15 protein-coding genes and 1 pseudogene are annotated in these 14,756 nt (G+C 70.5%); 8 read left to right on the forward strand and 8 right to left on the reverse strand.

Annotation, left to right across the window (positions count from 1 at the left end):
• Positions 1 to 29 precede the first annotated feature (29 nt).
• Positions 30 to 134: pseudogene (locus tag AS594_RS47960) on the reverse strand (AraC family transcriptional regulator); the annotation flags it as partial.
• A 313-nt stretch (positions 135 to 447) separates the two neighbouring features.
• Between AS594_RS47960 and AS594_RS26760 the strand changes: the two are divergent.
• On the forward strand, positions 448 to 3,051 hold the full coding sequence (locus AS594_RS26760; RefSeq protein ID WP_079144390.1) for an ABC transporter ATP-binding protein/permease: 2,604 nt from the start codon (positions 448 to 450) through the stop codon (positions 3,049 to 3,051).
• A gap of 112 nt (positions 3,052 to 3,163) precedes the next feature.
• Here the strand turns inward: AS594_RS26760 and AS594_RS26765 are convergent, their stop codons facing one another.
• From AS594_RS26765 to AS594_RS26775, 3 genes are all read right to left on the reverse strand, one after another.
• Positions 3,164 to 3,898, reverse strand: coding sequence for a transglycosylase SLT domain-containing protein (locus tag AS594_RS26765; protein WP_069929416.1), 735 nt, complete (start codon positions 3,896 to 3,898; stop codon positions 3,164 to 3,166).
• 262 nt (positions 3,899 to 4,160) lie between these two features.
• On the reverse strand, positions 4,161 to 5,309 hold the full coding sequence (locus tag AS594_RS26770; protein WP_079144389.1) for an S-adenosylmethionine:tRNA ribosyltransferase-isomerase: 1,149 nt from the start codon (positions 5,307 to 5,309) through the stop codon (positions 4,161 to 4,163).
• The gene (locus tag AS594_RS26775) at positions 5,306 to 6,031 is read right to left on the reverse strand and encodes an SDR family NAD(P)-dependent oxidoreductase (RefSeq protein ID WP_069929417.1); all 726 of its coding nucleotides are present in this window, start codon (positions 6,029 to 6,031) and stop codon (positions 5,306 to 5,308) included. Before AS594_RS26775 ends, AS594_RS26770 begins: the two co-directional genes overlap by 4 nt.
• Positions 6,032 to 6,242: 211 nt before the next feature.
• On the opposite strand from AS594_RS26775, the gene AS594_RS26780 reads away from it, so the two are divergent.
• The 3 genes from AS594_RS26780 (at position 6,243) to AS594_RS26790 (ending at position 8,471) form a co-directional block, all read left to right on the forward strand.
• Positions 6,243 to 7,427 (forward strand): GAF domain-containing sensor histidine kinase, encoded by a 1,185-nt coding sequence (locus AS594_RS26780; RefSeq protein WP_079144388.1) that lies wholly within the window; start codon positions 6,243 to 6,245, stop codon positions 7,425 to 7,427.
• Positions 7,420 to 8,085 (forward strand): response regulator, encoded by a 666-nt coding sequence (locus AS594_RS26785; protein WP_276207422.1) that lies wholly within the window; start codon positions 7,420 to 7,422, stop codon positions 8,083 to 8,085. Before AS594_RS26780 ends, AS594_RS26785 begins: the two co-directional genes overlap by 8 nt.
• Before the next feature lie 137 nt (positions 8,086 to 8,222).
• The gene (locus AS594_RS26790) at positions 8,223 to 8,471 is read left to right on the forward strand and encodes a chaplin (protein ID WP_069929418.1); all 249 of its coding nucleotides are present in this window, start codon (positions 8,223 to 8,225) and stop codon (positions 8,469 to 8,471) included.
• Positions 8,472 to 8,538: 67 nt separating this feature from the next.
• On the opposite strand, the gene AS594_RS26795 is transcribed toward AS594_RS26790, so the two are convergent.
• A complete protein-coding gene (locus AS594_RS26795) occupies positions 8,539 to 9,327 on the reverse strand; it encodes a hypothetical protein (RefSeq protein ID WP_069929419.1) in 789 nt (262 codons plus the stop codon).
• A gap of 124 nt (positions 9,328 to 9,451) precedes the next feature.
• Between AS594_RS26795 and AS594_RS26800 the strand changes: the two genes are divergently transcribed.
• From AS594_RS26800 to AS594_RS26815, 4 genes are all read left to right on the forward strand, one after another.
• Entirely contained in the window at positions 9,452 to 10,249 is a 798-nt protein-coding gene (locus tag AS594_RS26800; protein ID WP_069929420.1) for an ABC transporter ATP-binding protein, read from the forward strand.
• Between the two features lie 59 nt (positions 10,250 to 10,308).
• On the forward strand, positions 10,309 to 10,737 hold the full coding sequence (locus tag AS594_RS26805) for an NfeD family protein (protein WP_069929421.1): 429 nt from the start codon (positions 10,309 to 10,311) through the stop codon (positions 10,735 to 10,737).
• 131 nt (positions 10,738 to 10,868) lie between these two features.
• Complete coding sequence (locus tag AS594_RS26810) at positions 10,869 to 11,798, forward strand: SPFH domain-containing protein (RefSeq protein ID WP_069929422.1); 930 nt, start codon at positions 10,869 to 10,871, stop codon at positions 11,796 to 11,798.
• A gap of 75 nt (positions 11,799 to 11,873) precedes the next feature.
• A complete protein-coding gene (locus tag AS594_RS26815) occupies positions 11,874 to 12,641 on the forward strand; it encodes a sulfite exporter TauE/SafE family protein (protein WP_069930810.1) in 768 nt (255 codons plus the stop codon).
• Positions 12,642 to 12,695: 54 nt separating this feature from the next.
• Here AS594_RS26815 and AS594_RS26820 read toward each other — a convergent pair whose 3' ends face one another.
• The 3 genes from AS594_RS26820 to AS594_RS26830 all read right to left on the reverse strand — a co-directional run bounded on the left by AS594_RS26820 (position 12,696) and on the right by AS594_RS26830 (position 14,746).
• On the reverse strand, positions 12,696 to 13,238 hold the full coding sequence (locus AS594_RS26820; RefSeq protein ID WP_069929423.1) for an HNH endonuclease: 543 nt from the start codon (positions 13,236 to 13,238) through the stop codon (positions 12,696 to 12,698).
• Positions 13,239 to 13,382: 144 nt separating this feature from the next.
• Positions 13,383 to 13,919 (reverse strand): YbhB/YbcL family Raf kinase inhibitor-like protein, encoded by a 537-nt coding sequence (locus tag AS594_RS26825; RefSeq protein ID WP_069929424.1) that lies wholly within the window; start codon positions 13,917 to 13,919, stop codon positions 13,383 to 13,385.
• A 44-nt stretch (positions 13,920 to 13,963) separates the two neighbouring features.
• Positions 13,964 to 14,746, reverse strand: a complete 783-nt coding sequence (locus tag AS594_RS26830) for a sporulation protein (protein ID WP_069929425.1) — start codon at positions 14,744 to 14,746, stop codon at positions 13,964 to 13,966.
• Between the last annotated feature and the right edge of the window lie 10 nt (positions 14,747 to 14,756).

Genomic DNA, 14,756 nt, shown 5'->3' on the forward strand with positions numbered 1-14,756 from the left:
TCTCCTGTCCGCTCCTGTCCGCGCGCACGGCCCGGGTCCTCGGCCACCAGGGCGAGCGCGAGGTCGAGGCAGGCGCTGATCCCGGCGCCCGTCGCCTTCAATGGCGTGATGTCGACGGTCGCCGGTCCCTCCGCGCACCCCGGTCCGAACGCCGAGACAGCGGCGGGCGGGTTGAACGCACCTCTCAACAGGCGGCGATTGCCGTCCGCCCGCACCCGACGCCACGGATCCGTGCCGTCGTGTCATGAATTGCTTTGTTCACGCATGATCCATGCCGACTCATTGGTACTTACCACTCTCCGGCAGTATTTCTCCCGCGCCGACGGGCAGCCCCTGAGCGGCCTTCCCGGTCTCGACTTTCTAATTCGGGACCGGGCCTGAAATAGTTCCTCCCGATGTTCAGCATCCCTAGACTCCCTGCGACGGGGGTAACTCGGGGGACAACTAGTGGGGCGCGGAGTGCCGGAACTCGTACTGGAATTGAATGGAAGGACCTGGACGCTCGATCCGTCCAGGTCGTACACCCTCGGACGTGATCCGCAGGGTGATGTGGTGATCGACGACGCCAGGGTCTCGTGGCGGCATGCCACCGTCAGCTGGGGCGGCCGCAGTTGGGTCATCGAGGACCACGGAAGTACCAACGGCACGTACGTGCAGGGCCAGCGGATCCACCAGATGGAAATCGGCCCCGGCTCCGCCGTGCACCTGGGCAACGCCACCGACGGCCCGCGACTGAGTCTGTCCAGCGCGGGAGTGCCCAGCGGCCAGGGCGCGATGGCCCAGCAGCAGGCACCGCACCAGCAGGCGCCTCAGGCACCCCAGGCCCACCAAGCACCTCAGCAGCAGGCCGCACCCGGCTGGGCGCCCCAGGCGCCGCACCAGCCGCAGCCGCACCAGCCGCAGGACGCGCAGAAGCCGCCCAACCAGCAGCAGCCCCAGCAGGCGTGGCAGCCGGCGCCCCAGGCGCAAGTGCCCCACCAGCAAGGCGGCCAGGGCGGCGCCCCGGCCGGCGGTGTCGCGGGGGCTCCGCCGGTGTACGGAGACCGCAGCCCGACGACGTTCCACCAGGTGGCCATGGGCCGCGTGATGCGGATCGGCCGTGCGCTGGAGAACGAACTGGTCGTCTCCGACCTCCAGGTCTCCCGGCTGCACGCCGAGTTCAGCGCCACACCCGACGGCCGCTTCCAGATCCGCGACCTCGGCAGCCACAACGGCACCTACGTCAACGGCCAGCCGATCCCCAAGTCCGGCACCGCGCTGCTCGGCCCCGCCGACATCGTCGGTGTCGGCCACTCGACGTTCCGTCTGGTCGGCGACCGGCTCGAAGAGTTCGTCGACACCGGTGAGGTCTCCTTCTCGGCCCGCCACCTCACGGTGACGGTCGACGGCGGCAAGCAGATCCTCAAGGACGTCTCCTTCGGCGTACCGGAGAAGTCGCTCATCGCCGTCATCGGCCCGTCCGGCTCCGGCAAGTCGACGCTCCTCAAGGCGCTCACCGGCTACCGGCCCGCCAACCAGGGCGACGTCCTCTACGACAACCGCAACCTCTACAAGCAGTTCGCGGAACTGCGCCAGCGCATCGGTCTGGTCCCGCAGGACGACATCCTGCACAAGGAACTGACCGTCAAGAAGGCCCTCAAGTACGCCGCCAAGCTCCGCTTCCCCGCGGACACCACGGAGGCCGAGCGCGAGCAGCGCATCAACGAGGTCCTCGGCGAGCTCAAGCTGGACATCCACAAGGAGAAGAAGGTCACCTCCCTCTCCGGTGGCCAGCGCAAGCGCGTCTCGGTGGCCCTGGAGCTGCTGACCAAGCCGTCGCTGATCTTCCTCGACGAGCCGACCTCGGGCCTCGACCCGGGCATGGACCGCGACGTCATGCAGCTGCTGCGCGGCCTCGCCGACGACGGCCGTACGGTCCTCGTCGTCACGCACTCCGTGGCCGAGCTCGCGATCTGCGACAAGCTTCTGGTCATGGCCCCCGGCGGCAGCGTCGCCTACTTCGGCCCGCCCGAGGAGGCCCTGAACTTCTTCGGCTACAGCACCTGGGCCGACGTCTTCTCCGCCTTCGAGAACTACCGCGACTACGACTGGGCGGGCCGCTGGCGCGGCTCCCAGCACTACCAGATGTACGCCGCGGACATCGACGCCGTCGCCGCCCAGCCCGTACACATGCCGCCCGCGCAGCAGATGCGCCCGCCCAAGCCGCAGAGCTGGGGCTCGCAGCTGTGGACCCTGATCCGCCGCTACGTGTCGGTCATCGTGTCCGACAAGGGCTTCATCGGCCTGATGCTGATCCTCCCGGCGGTGCTGGGCATCGTCAGTACCGTGATCCCGGCGGACAGCGGCCTGGGCTTCGGCCCGGAGAAGAACCGGCTGATCAACAAGGACGTCGGAACGATCCTGCTGATCCTCGCGGTCGGCGCGTGCTTCTCCGGCGCCGCCAACTCCGTCCGCGAACTGATCAAGGAACGGGTCATCTACGAACGCGAGCGGGCCACCGGCCTGTCCCGCTCGGCCTACCTGATGTCCAAGGTCATCGTCCTCGGGTTCATCACCGCCCTCCAGGGCGTGATCATCGCGGCGATCGGCTTCGGCGCCCGCTCCAAGCTGCCGGCCGAGGGCGTCATCTTCGAGGACACCCCGGTCATCGAGATGACGATCGTCATCAGCGCACTCGGCTTCACCTCGATGATGTTCGGCCTGATCATCTCCGCGCTGGTGAAGACCGCCGAGAAGACGATGCCGCTGCTGGTGATGTTCGCGATCGTCCAGGTCGTCTTCACCGGCGTCCTCTTCCAGCTCCACGACAGCCCGGGCATCGAGCAGGTCGCCTGGCTGATGCCGTCGCGCTGGGCCGTCGCCGCGCTCGGCACCACGGCGCAGCTCAACGTCACGATGCCGTGGGACCCGCAGAACCTCGACGGACTGTGGGACCACACCGCCGGTCAGTGGATCTTCGACATGAGCGTGCTGCTCGGCATCGGCGTCCTCTGCGGCTTCATGGTGGTGCGCCTGCTGCGCCGCCACGAGCCGGAGGTCATGCGCAAGTAACACGCGCGCCGTCCGGCCTGTGACCGGACGGCGCGACGCCGGAAGGGCGGCACCCGCACGGGTGCCGCCCTTCTCGCATGCTCAGCCTGTTCGGCCGGGACCTGGGCCTGTCTTAGTAGGCGCTGTCCACGTTGTCGATCGAGCCGTACCGGTCGGCCGCGTAGTTGGCGGCGGCCGTGATGTTGGCGACCGGGTGGTACTGGTCGTGCGGCGTACCGGGGACGTGGTACGCGTCGAAGGTCGGCTTGATGACCTGGAGCAGGCCCTTCGACGGGATGCCGTTCTGGGCGTTGATGTCCCAGTTGTTGATCGCGCGCGGGTTCCCGGAGGACTCGCGGATGATGTTGCGGTGCAGACCCTCGTACGAACCGGGGATGCCCCGCTCCTTCATGATGGCGAGCGACTCACGGATCCAGCCGTCGAGGTTGTTGGCGTAGACCGGCTTGCGCGCGGCGGCGCGGCTCGCGGCCGCGCGCTGGTCGGCGCGCTTCTTGGCCTCGGCCTTGGCCTTCGCGGCGGCCGCGGCCTTCGCCTTGGTGGCGGCCTCGGCCTTGGCCTTGGCGTCGGCCTTGGCGCGAGCCTCGGCGACGGCCTTGGCGACCTTGTCGGCGCCGACCTGCTGCTGCGTGATGCTCGTGTGCACTGTCTTGGCCTGTGCGCTGTCGGCGGCTGCCGACCACGCCACCGGAGCGGCGGCGGCCACGGACTTCGTGTCGGCCTCGGCCGACGCGTTGTCGGGGACGAGCGAGAACGTGAGGGCGGCGGCGCCGAGGGCGGCGACACCAGCGATCGAGAACTTGTGGTTCTTGTTCAGACGGCTATAGCCAGGGGTGCGAGACGCGGACATGCAGACGTACCTCTTCGAATAGCGGAAGCCGCGGAGTCCGCGACGGCAGCCATTGTTAGCGTCCGCAAAATCCTGTGGCAAAGGTGTGACGTACGATCCCCGGTAGTGGACGCGGACCCCCGTCAACCGGCCCGGCACGGGGCCATACCCAGCCCAGACGCCCCTTATGGGTCAACTACAGCCCTTCGTAAGTGACGTGAGTCCTATGCGCGGGCTCACATCGGGCACGCAACAAACTCACCATTAGTTGCTCGTGCGATGCTCAGCGTGAGCCCCTTCCAGGGGCCTCCTCCGGCAGGACGAGGTGTACGTCGCCGAACTCGTGCCAGAGGTAGAGAAGGCTCAGCGCCTCGGTGTACGCGCGGCCCAGCGCGGCCCGCCCCGCGACCGCCTCCAGCATCAGCAGATGCGACGCCCGCGGCTCGTGCAGCCCGGTGAGCAACCCGTCCACCACGCGCACCCCGCGCTCCGGCGTGACCACGAGGCCCGTCCAGCCCCCGGCCTCCCGCACCACACCGCCGGGCCCGGCCGCTGACTCCAGCGCCCGTACCGCCGTCGTCCCGACCGCGACGACCCGCCCGCCCGCCGCGCGGGCGGCGTTCACCATCCCGGCCGTCGACGCGGGCACCTCGAAGCGCTCCGGGTACGGCGGCTCGTGCGCCTCGGCCGAGGCGACACCCGTGTGCAGCGTGAGCGGCGCGAACCGCACGCCCCGGTTCACCAGCTCCGCCACCGCCGCCGCCGTGAACGGCCGCCCGGCACTCGGCATCTCCGCCGACCCGGACCCGTCGGGGGAGGGCCGCGCGAAGACCGTCTGGTACGCCGACAACGGCTGGTCGCGCTCCGTGTACGCGTACCGGATGGGCCGCCCGTGCGCTCGCATCAGCTCCGGCACCTCACCGCCGGACACCCGGGCCCACCACAGCCGCTCCCCGCCCGGCGCCAGAGGCTCCTCCAGCACCAGGAGCCCGCCACCGGGCAGCCGTACGACGGTCCCCGCCGGCCCGCCGGCACGCGGCCGGGTGGCCCCGCTCTCCAGTGGCCCGCGCAGCTCGACGGCCCAGCGCCGGTCGTCCCCCCGAGTGGAGAAGTGCACCACCACACGCTCTCCTGGCCCCGCGCCCGCCGGCTCCACCCACCCGTCCACCGCCGCCGCCAGCGTGGGCGACGTGTTCACCACCAGCACGTCCCCGGCCCGCAGCAGCGCGCCCAGCTCCCGGAACCGGTGATGGGAGACCTCGGCACCCCGCGACACGAGCAGCCGTACGTCGTCCCGCCCCGAACCCCGCTCCTCGGCCGGCACCCGCGCCACGAGCCCTCCGGGCACCCCCGCCTCTTCCCCACGGTCGGAGTGCCGGGAGGGGGCAACCCGGAGCCCTTCCCGCAGCCGCCGGGCGCCCGCGTCCTTCATCGCTCCCCCTCCGCACCGAGAAGCGCCGACGCCACGTACCGCCCGCTCGCCCGCCGCGGCCGTTCCCCGAGCAGCCGCAGGAACGCCGGAACCACCGCGGCGGGCTCCGGCCGCCACGCGTCGTCGTCCGGCACCGCGGCGGCGTACAGGCCGGTGCGCATGTCGCCCGGATCGACCGCCCACACCCGCAGCCCCGGCTCCTCCGCCGCCAGTACCGCGGAAAGCTGGTCGAGCGCCGCCTTCGAAGCCCCGTACCCGCCCCACGTCTCGTACGCCTCCACCGCCGCGTCCGAGCTCACCGAGATCACCGCCCCGGCTTCCCCGCCCCGGCCCGCCGCCTCCCGCAGCAGCGGCAGCGCTTCCCGTACGAGCCCGAGCGCCGCCACCACATTCGTCTCCAGCGCCGCCCGCAGCCCCTCGGGCGAGAGCTCCTCCAGTCGTACGAGAGGCTCCGCGCCCAGCGCGCTCGCGTTGTTCACCAGCAGGTCCAGCCCGCCGAGCCCCCGCGCGGCGGCCACCAGCTCCGTCCGGTGCCCCGCGTCGGTGACATCCCCGGCCAGCGCCACCACCCGCGTGCCGTACGCGCGCGCCTCCCGGGCCGCGTCCTCCAGTACGTTCCCGGTCCTGGCATCCAGCACCAGATCCCAGCCCCGCTCCGCGAGCGCCGTCGCCAGCGCCCGCCCCAGCCCCCTCGAAGCTCCCGTGATGACCGCAACAGGCATGGCAACCGTCCCCTTCGTCGAAGCCCCACCGCATCCGTGTCTTCACCGTAGGAACCCGCCCCCGCCCGGCGCCTCGTCCGCAGGCCGCACCCCACCAGGGCACTTCGGCCTACACCCACCGCACCGGGCCGTTGGACCTACGTCCCGCGACCCGGGCGGCGGCCTCCCCGGGCCCGATACGGCTGTCACACCCCGCCGGTACGGTGACCACATGAGCCATCCCCACGCTCTCCACTGCGATCGGGCAGGGGAGACGCCGTCCCCCCGCTCCGGCCTGACGGCGGTGAGCACCGCGCTGCTCGCGATGAGCAGGCACCTGGAGGTGCGCGACGTACTGAAGACGATCGTCGCCTCCGCCCGCGAGCTCCTCGACGCCGAGTACGCGGCACTGGGCGTCCCGGACGACCACGGCGGCTTCGCCCAGTTCGTGGTCGACGGCGTCAGCGACGAACAGTGGAAGGCCATCGGCCCGCTGCCCCGCCAGCACGGCATCCTCGCCGCGATGCTGCACGGCGCCCACACCGAGCGCCTCGCCGATGTACGCGAGGACCCCCGCTTCGAGGGCTGGCCCGCCGCCCACCCCGAGATGTCCGACTTCCTCGGCCTGCCGATCCGTGACGGCGACGAAGTCATCGGCGCGCTCTTCCTCGCCAACAAGCGCTGCCCCAAGCCCCACGGCACCTGCGGATTCACCGAGGAGGACGAGGAGCTGCTCGGCATGCTCGCCCAGCACGCCGCGATCGCCCTCACCAACGCCCGGCTGTACGAGCGCAGCCGCGAGCTGACCATCGCCGAGGAGCGCTCCCGCCTGGCTCACGAGCTGCACGACGCCGTGAGCCAGAAGCTCTTCTCCCTGCGCCTGACCGCCCAGGCCGCCGCCGCCCTCGTCGACCGCGACCCCGCCCGCGCCAAGGGCGAGCTTCAGCAGGTGGCCGCGCTGGCGGCCGAGGCGGCCGACGAACTGCGCGCCGCGGTGGTCGAGCTGCGCCCCGCCGCCCTCGACGAGGACGGCCTGATCGCCACCCTGCGCACCCAGATCCAGGTCATGGACCGCGCCCACACCGCCCGGGTCACCTTCCACAGCTCAGGCGTACGCGCCCTGCCGGCCGCCCAGGAGGAAGCCCTCCTGCGGGTCGCGCAGGAGGCACTGCACAACGCGCTGCGCCACTCCGGCGCCGCTCATGTGGACGTCGTACTGGAAAAGAGCGGCCAGGGCGCCCGGCTGCGGATCACGGACGACGGCAGCGGCTTCGACCCGAAGACCGTACGCAGGGCCGGCCGCCACCTGGGCCTGGTCTCGATGCGGGACCGGGCCGGCGGCGCGGGCGGCAGGCTCGCCGTCGAATCGGCGCCCGGCAAGGGCACCACGATCGAGATGGAGGTCCCCGGTGGCTGAGACCGGCGCACGACCGTCGAAGAACGGCATCCGCGTACTGCTGGTCGACGACCACCAGGTAGTACGCCGAGGACTGCGCACCTTCCTGGAGGTCCAGGACGACATCGAGGTCGTGGGTGAGGCGGGCGACGGCGCCGAAGGCGTGGCCCGCGCCGAGGAGCTGCGCCCCGACGTCGTCCTCATGGACATCAAGATGCCGGGCACGGACGGCATCGACGCCCTGCGCAAACTCCGCGACCTGGACAACCCGGCCAAGGTGCTGATCGTCACCAGCTTCACCGAGCAGCGCACCGTCGTCCCCGCCCTGCGCGCGGGCGCCTCGGGTTACGTATACAAGGACGTGGACCCGGACGCCCTGGCCGGCGCCATCCGCTCCGTACACGCCGGCCATGTCCTCCTCCAGCCGGAGGTCGCCGGCGCGCTGCTCTCGCAGGAGGAGGGCAACGGCGGCACGGGCCGGGGGAGCACGCTCACCGAACGGGAGCGGGAAGTCCTGACGCTCATCGCGGACGGCCGGTCGAACCGGGAGATCGCCCGCGCCCTCGTCCTCTCCGAGAAGACCGTCAAGACACATGTTTCGAACATCCTGATGAAGCTGGACCTGTCCGACCGCACGCAGGCGGCGCTGTGGGCCGTCCGACATGGGATTACGGGCTGATCGGACGGTCTACGTCCGGTCCGAGATTCATACCGTCGGGTGTATGTCCCCCACATGGCGCATCCTGACCGGCGGGCAGGCGTTCTTCATGGCGTGCCGCGGCGGCTGGCCGCGGCAACGTCTAGGAGGAACCTGAAGTGAAGAACCTGAAGAAGGCCGCTGCCGTCACCATGGTCGCGGGTGGCCTCATCGCCGCCGGAGCCGGTGTTGCCTCCGCCACCGACAGCGGTGCGCAGGCCCAGGGCCAGGCCGTCCACTCGCCGGGCGTCGGTTCCGGCAACCTGGTCCAGGTCCCGGTCCACGTCCCGGTGAACGCCGTCGGCAACACCGTCAACGTCATCGGCGCCCTCAACCCGGCCTTCGGGAACGACGGCATCAACCGCTGACCCACCCCGGTCGAGCGGTGACCACCGGCCCCCAGGCGCACAGCGCGCCTGGGGGCCGGTCGCGTACTCAGCGCTCGCGCTCCCGCTCCTCCACCCACGCGTTGTACGCCGCCACCTGCGCCCGCCGCGCCACCCGCTCCACCGGCCGCAGCGCTTCCCCCCGCGCCGCCATCTCCGAGGCACTCACCGCACCCCCGTGCCCGTTCTCGTACGCGACCGAAATGAGCAGCCCGACCCGCTGCGCCAGCTCCAGCACCCGCACCGCCCGCGGCGGATACCCGGGAGCGAGCACCTCACCGCCGCCGCCCTCCACCCGCGCCCGGTAGGCGTCGATCGCGGCCTCCGCCACCGGACCCGACCCCGCCACATCGAGCCGCGAGAGCACGGCCGTCGCGTCCCGCAACGCCTCCGCCAGCTCCCGCTCGGCCTCCCCGAGCGAAGGCACATCGGCGGGCGGTGCCTCCCGTACGGCCAGGCAGTGCCACGTCACCTCGACCCGCACATCCCCGGCCGGCCCCACCTCGTACACCTCCGGCACCAGTCCCAGAGCCGCCCCCGAGCAGACGACCGCCTCCTCCCCCTCCAGCGCCCGCGCGTTGAACTCCGGTGGTCCGCTCAGCCCCAGCGGATGACCCGGCGCCGGCAGCGCCACCCGGAATCCCGCGGCCCCGAGCGCGCGAAGACGCCCCAGGGCCAGCGTGAGCCCGACCGGCCCCGCCTCCCCGGGCACACCTTCCACCCGGTGCACCGCGTCCTCCCCGACAATGGCGAGCGCGACGTCGTCCGGCGAAGCAAGTCCGGCCAAAAGGGCATTTCCCCATGCGGCCAGTCGTCCTGAGCGAGGTTCGAAAAGCATGCCCCCAGCCTAGGGAATGGACCTACCAACCGGATCACTCGACCGGTGGCGTAGGTTTTCCCCTGGAGCTGTGCCTACAGGCACGCCCGACATTCTCGAGACTGCATGGGGAGACAACGCGCTCATGAGCGATGTACTGGAGCTGGTGGACGTATCCGTGGTCCGCGACGGACGCGCTCTGGTGGAAGACGTCTCCTGGTCGGTCAAGGAGGGCGAGCGCTGGGTCATCCTCGGCCCGAACGGCGCCGGCAAGACCACCCTGCTGAACGTCGCCTCCAGCTACCTCTTCCCGTCCACCGGCAGCGCCAAGATCCTCGGTGAGAAGCTCGGCAGCCCCGGCACCGACGTGTTCGAGCTCCGCCCCCGCATCGGCATGGCGGGCATCGCGCTGGCCGACAAGCTGCCCCGCCGCCAGACCGTCCTCCAGACGGTGCTCACCGCGGCGTACGGCATGACCGCCACCTGGCACGAGAACTACGACGAGGTCGACGAGCAGCGCGCCCGCGCCTTCCTCGACCGCCTCGGCATGACCGAGTACCTCGACCGGAAGTTCGGCACCCTCTCCGAGGGCGAGCGCAAGCGCACGATGATCGCCCGCGCCATGATGACCGACCCCGAGCTGCTACTCCTCGACGAGCCCGCGGCCGGTCTCGACCTCGGCGGCCGCGAAGACCTCGTCCGCCGGCTCGGCCGCCTGGCGCGCGACCCGTACGCTCCCTCGATGATCATGGTGACGCACCATGTGGAGGAGATCGCCCCCGGTTTCACCCACGTCCTGATGATCCGGCAGGGCAAGGTCCTCGCCGCGGGTCCCGTGGAGACCGAGCTGACCTCGCGCAACCTCTCTCTCTGCTTCGGCCTCCCGCTCGTCGTCGAGCGCAGGTCCGACCGCTGGACGGCCCAGGGCCTGCCGCTCGGCTGACATCGCGGAGCAACGCCCGCGCCCTGTCCGGGAAGAGCCCCCGCACCTACCATGACCATGTGGACATCGACGCATGGGTGTGGTGGCTGATCGGCGCTGTCGGGCTGGGAATTCCGCTCGTGGTGACCGCGATGCCCGAGTTGGGAATGCTGTCGGCGGGCGCGGTCGCCGGCGCCGTGACCGCGAGCCTGGGTGGCGGAATCGTCGCCCAGGTACTGGTCTTCGCCGCGGTCTCGGTCGCGCTGATCGCGGTTGTACGTCCCATAGCCGCCCGCCACCGCTCCGACCGGCCCCAACACCGCACCGGCATCGACGCGCTGAGAGGCCGTCAGGCCGTGGTGCTCGAACGCGTCGACGGCAACGGCGGCCGGATCAAACTCGCGGGCGAAGTGTGGTCCGCACGCTCCCTCGACGCCGGCCAGAGCTTCGAACCCGGCCAGCAGGTCGACGTCGTCGAGATCGACGGAGCGACCGCCGTGGTGATGTAACCGGCCAGGTAGTGCGAACACACCGCACACCGACCGGCGTTCTGGGAAGATTGATCATCAGATCGTCCGCGCACGGCCCACGGCCCTGCCGGTCTCCCGAGAAGCACAACACGAAGGGCACGGGAAACGCGATGTCATCCGTCATCATCGTCCTGATCATTCTGGTGGTGCTGGTATTCATCGCCCTGATCAAGACGATCCAGGTCATCCCGCAAGCCAGCGCCGCCATCGTGGAGCGGTTCGGCCGCTACACCCGCACGCTCAACGCCGGCCTGAACATCGTCGTCCCGTTCATCGACTCGATCCGCAACCGCATCGACCTCCGCGAACAGGTCGTGCCCTTCCCGCCCCAGCCGGTGATCACCCAGGACAACCTGGTCGTCAACATCGACACGGTCATCTACTACCAGGTCACCGACGCACGGGCCGCGACGTACGAAGTCGCCAGCTACATCCAGGCGATCGAGCAGCTCACCGTCACCACGCTCCGCAACATCATCGGCGGCATGGACCTGGAACGGACCCTGACCTCGCGCGAGGAGATCAACGCGGCGCTGCGCGGTGTCCTCGACGAGGCCACCGGCAAGTGGGGCATCCGCGTCAACCGCGTCGAGCTCAAGGCAATCGAGCCGCCCACCTCCATCCAGGACTCGATGGAGAAGCAGATGCGCGCCGACCGCGACAAGCGCGCCGCGATCCTCACCGCCGAAGGCATCAGGCAGTCCGCGATCCTCACCGCCGAGGGCGAGAAGCAGTCCGCGATCCTGCGCGCCGAAGGTGAGGCCAAGGCGTCCGCGCTGCGCGCCGAGGGCGAGGCGCAGGCCATCCGTACGGTCTTCGAGTCCATCCACGCGGGTGACCCGGACCAGAAGCTCCTCTCGTACCAGTACCTCCAGATGCTCCCGAAGATCGCGGAGGGCGACGCCAACAAGCTCTGGATCGTCCCCAGCGAGATCGGCGACGCGCTCAAGGGACTCAGCGGCGCCTTCGGAAACTTCAGCGGCGGCGGCCCCGGCTTCAACACCGGCCAGGAGCGCCGCCAGGACCCCCCGCTCGACTGACCCCGTCGGCCGGCACCCGCTCGCGTTCGTGCATGATCGGTGCACCAAGCATCGATCATGCACGAAGGGCCCACCGTGACCATCTGGGAGATGCTCGCCGTCTTCGCCGCCGGCGTGGGCGCCGGCACCATCAACACCATCGTCGGTTCCGGAACCCTCATCACCTTCCCGGTGCTGCTCGCAACCGGCCTGCCCCCGGTGACGGCGACCGTCTCCAACGCGCTGGGCCTCATCCCCGGCGCGATCAGCGGCGCCATCGGCTACCGCAAGGAACTCACCGGCCAGCGCCGCCGCATCCTGCGCCTCGGCGCGGCCACTGCCGTCGGCGGCCTGTGCGGAGCCGTACTGCTCCTCGCGCTGCCACCCACGGCCTTCGAGACGATCGTGCCCGTCCTGGTCGGCCTCGCGCTGGTCCTGGTGATCCTGCAACCCCGTATCACCAAGGCGGTCCAGCGACGCCGCGAACACCACGGCTCCCACGGCGACCCCGACGGCGGGCCGCTCCTCATCGCCGGCCTGCTGCTCGCGAGCGTGTACGGCGGCTACTTCACGGCGGCCCAGGGCATCATCTACGTCGCCCTCATGGGCATGCTGCTCACCGACACCCTGCAACGCGTCAACGCCACCAAGAACGTCCTCGCCGCGATCGTCAACACCATCGCCGCGACCTTCTTCCTCTTCGCGGCGGACTTCGACTGGACGGCAGTGGCCCTCATCGCCGTCGGCTCCACGCTCGGCGGCCAGCTCGGCGCCAAAATCGGCCGCCGCCTGCCCCCCACGGCCCTGCGCGCACTCATCGTGGCCGTGGGCACCGTGGCGATCGTCCAACTGCTGCTGCGCTGACCCCCCGCACGCGAAGCCCGCCTCCCCACGAAGGCGGGCCTACGGCGACGCGGGTCAGGCGGACCGCGCCGGCCCGCCCAGGGCTGCCGGCTCCGCCCGGGCCGGGGCGACCCCGTCCGGCAGCGCGGACCGGTCGTCCGCCCCCAGCGCCAGCAGCATCGCGTCGGCGGGCGAAGGCACGAACGGCCGGTGCAGCAGCGGCATCCCCGCCTCTTCCGGCGTACGGTCCGCCTTGCGGTGGTTGTCCTCCGCACACGACGCCACCGTATTCAGCCAGCTGTCCCCACCGCCCTGCGCCTTCGGCACCACGTGGTCGACGGTGGTGGCCCGCCGCCCGCAGTACGCGCACCGGTGCTGGTCCCGTATCAGCACACCACGCCGCGACCACGGCGCGTGTCTTCGGAAGGGCACCCTGACATAGCGGCAGAGCCTGATCACCCGGGGCACCGGAAGATCCACCGCGGCCGCACGCATCCGCAGTCCGGGACGGGCCTGTTCGACGACGGCCTTGTCCGTCAGGACGAGCACCACCGCCCGGTTCAGTGTCACCGTAGACAGCGGCTCGAAGCTCGCGTTCAGTACCAGCGTGTCCCGCATCCCGCCCACCCTCCCTGCGCCGGCCCACCCCGTGGCGGGCTTGGATCAACTCTGACCGGGCACACCGAGATGGACAACGCAATAAAAAGATGCCCGTCCCTGATCTCTTCCAAGACCAGGGACGGGCAAACAGAAAGTGAACGGTCAACTCGCCGCGGAAGCCTCGTATTCGGCGACCAGCTGCGCACGCCCGAGCGTGTGGAACCGCAGGTTGAATCCCACGGCGGCGGGAGGGGTGTCGGCGTCCGGACCCAGCCTCTCCGTATCCACCGCGTACACGGTGAACACATACCGGTGCTTTTCGCCCGCGGGCGGCGCCGCACCGCCGAAGTCATTCGTCCCGTAGTCGTTACGGGCCTGAATCGCGCCCTCCGGCAGCCCCTCGAACTTCCCGCTGCCCGCCCCGGCCGGCAGCTCCGTCACCGACGCCGGAATGTCGAAGACGGTCCAGTGCCAGAACCCGCTGCCGGTCGGCGCGTCGGGGTCGAAGCACGTCACGGCAAAGCTCTTGGTACCGGCGGGAAAGCCCTCCCACCGCAGGTGCGGCGACGTATTGCCGGCCGCGTACACCTGAGAGTCCCGCAACACCGCTCCCTCGGCGACGTCCTCACTCACCACGGTGAACGAGGGCACCGGCGGATGGAAGTCATGGGGAAGCGGCGGCCTCTTCGCCTCGGACACGTCTTAACCTCCGATTGGACTGTGCTACCTGACGGCTTCCGAGCCTAGAGCCAGTTGCGCTGGCCGCCGACCTGAGCGAGCCACTGGTTGAGGTACGCGACCCAGTCGGTTCCCTGGAAGTCGTTGAGCCCGACCTTGAAGGCCCGGTACGAGTCGCTGCTCTCGCTGAAGAGACCCGGCTTCTTGTCCATCTCCAGTACGACGTCCATCTCGCGGTCGTCCGCGATGAAGGTCAGCTCCACCTGGTTGAGCCCGCGGTACTGCTGCGGCGGCTGGAACTCGATCTCCTGGTAGAACGGCAGCCGCTGACGCGTCCCGCGGATGTGACCGCGCTCCATGTCCGCGCTCCTGAACCGGAAACCGAGCTGGACGAAGGCGTCGAGAATCGCCTGCTGCGCCGGCAGCGGGTGCACGTTGATCGGGTCGAGGTCACCGGAGTCAACGGCCCGCGCGATCTCCAGCTCGGTCGTCACGCCGATGTTCATGCCGTGCAGCTGCTGACCGGCGATGCTCGTGATCGGCGTCTCCCAGGGGATCTCCAGTCCGAAGGGCACCACGTGCACCGCGCCGGCCTTCACCTCGAAGGCACCGCCGAGCCGCTGCTTCGTGAACTCGATGTCCTGCTTGACCTCCTGGTCACCGCCCTCGACCTCGACGCGTGCCTGGAGACCGACGGAGAGCGCCTCGATCTGCTGATCGACCGAGCCGCCCTGAATACGGACCTCGCCCTGCACGACGCCGCCGGGCACCACGTTCGCCTCGGTCAGCACCGTCTCCACCGACGCGCCACCGGCACCCAAGCTCGCAAGCAACTTCTTGAAGCCCATGACTTCTCCC

The organism is Streptomyces agglomeratus (genome assembly GCF_001746415.1).
In the GTDB taxonomy this organism is placed as follows: domain Bacteria; phylum Actinomycetota; class Actinomycetes; order Streptomycetales; family Streptomycetaceae; genus Streptomyces; species Streptomyces agglomeratus.

What these genes read in the sequence shown, in the direction of transcription:
- AS594_RS26780 (WP_079144388.1), top strand. Translation starts at nt 6,243, where the DNA reads ATGAGCCATCCCCACGCTCTCCACTGCGATCGGGCAGGGGAGACGCCG.
- AS594_RS26800 (WP_069929420.1), top strand. Translation starts at nt 9,452, where the DNA reads ATGAGCGATGTACTGGAGCTGGTGGACGTATCCGTGGTCCGCGACGGA.
- AS594_RS26810 (WP_069929422.1), top strand. Translation starts at nt 10,869, where the DNA reads ATGTCATCCGTCATCATCGTCCTGATCATTCTGGTGGTGCTGGTATTC.
- AS594_RS26775 (WP_069929417.1), bottom strand. Translation starts at nt 6,031, where the DNA reads ATGCCTGTTGCGGTCATCACGGGAGCTTCGAGGGGGCTGGGGCGGGCG.
- AS594_RS26795 (WP_069929419.1), bottom strand. Translation starts at nt 9,327, where the DNA reads ATGCTTTTCGAACCTCGCTCAGGACGACTGGCCGCATGGGGAAATGCC.
- AS594_RS26765 (WP_069929416.1), bottom strand. Translation starts at nt 3,898, where the DNA reads ATGTCCGCGTCTCGCACCCCTGGCTATAGCCGTCTGAACAAGAACCAC.
- AS594_RS26820 (WP_069929423.1), bottom strand. Translation starts at nt 13,238, where the DNA reads ATGCGGGACACGCTGGTACTGAACGCGAGCTTCGAGCCGCTGTCTACG.
- AS594_RS26830 (WP_069929425.1), bottom strand. Translation starts at nt 14,746, where the DNA reads ATGGGCTTCAAGAAGTTGCTTGCGAGCTTGGGTGCCGGTGGCGCGTCG.
- AS594_RS26770 (WP_079144389.1), bottom strand. Translation starts at nt 5,309, where the DNA reads ATGAAGGACGCGGGCGCCCGGCGGCTGCGGGAAGGGCTCCGGGTTGCC.